This window comes from Bartonella sp. AP36NXGY (assembly GCF_042195865.1).
Classification (GTDB): Bacteria; Pseudomonadota; Alphaproteobacteria; order Rhizobiales; family Rhizobiaceae; genus Bartonella.
In genome coordinates, this window is the sequence record NZ_JBHIPD010000113.1 from 1 (window position 1) to 1,080 (window position 1,080).

The window sequence follows — 1,080 nt, forward strand, 5'->3', positions numbered from 1 at the left end:
AGTGAAAAGTCATAAGACATCACACTGAGGCAATTTGGAAATCTTATAAAACATTAAACAATATAACAGTGAACCTTCAAAGCACTCCCCATCATTAGTTTTGGGGGGCTTTGGAGGGGGGCTTATATGTATTATTTTATTTGTTATTGAAAAAATAAATATAAGAGGGGAAAAGGAACCTTCAAAATCCTCAAAACTCATAACCATAATAGTTTTGATAACATTTCTTATGAGTTACAAACCAACTTTTGAAAGGCTTTAAAGGAGCATATGCTTTTCATAAGACATGTTTTAATCATTCTCTAAAATCATAAGATTCGTCTGTTAAATAAACTGACATAACCGATCAAATAGACAAAAGCCCATTAAAAGGGATTTTGATTATCTATGGAATAATTTTATAAATCTTTTTTTATAGGTTGTTTCCTTAAAATCTTGCACCAAAACCATGATCAGAGCCATACCACTGTTGAGTTTCTCAACTAGTGATCAAGGCTTTAGACCGCGCCTTATTTTCTAAATTTCTGAAATATTTTCGATATTTTTAGGTGCTATTTCTTGTCTTTTTTTTCCGATAAAATTGACTATTTTCTCTTTCCACGAGCGGGGTTGCTCTTTACTGATAACCTGATCATCAAGCTTTTCTGCTACCTGTTTAATCAAAGCGTAACTCAGTTGCTTGGTTTTTGCTACTTCTTTGGCTAAAGCTAATGCACGTTCAAGGTGGGTTTTGTTGATGCTCTCGTCAAAGCCCAAGTGGTCCCCTGCCGTAAAGCTTTGCTGATAAGATTGTAAGGTCTCAACATCACCCAACAAAGCAAGAGCGCCAAGATGAAGTAAAGCATAATCCGTATTATCTGCTTTAGACGTGGCGCCTTTTTCCCAAGGAGCAGTGCCATAATCAGAGCGAAGTCTTTTAGAAAGGTCAATCTCTTTGACTGACCATTCTAGCGCATCATCAAGCGCCTGTGTTAAACGATCCGTAGTGACTTCTGGTTCAAAAATTTCTAATCCCTTGGCTTCAAAATTAAGCTGTATATCTGGAATATCTTCCGTGTGGGTAGGATCAATGAATTTACA

The 1,080-nt window shown here is 36.2% G+C and carries 1 protein-coding gene; it reads right to left on the reverse strand.

Annotation, left to right across the window (positions count from 1 at the left end):
* Window positions 1-516: 516 nt before the first annotated feature.
* Window positions 517-1,080, reverse strand: a 564-nt coding sequence (locus tag ACFINX_RS10155; protein WP_375668804.1) for a DUF6990 domain-containing protein, incomplete at its 5' end; no start/stop codon positions are given.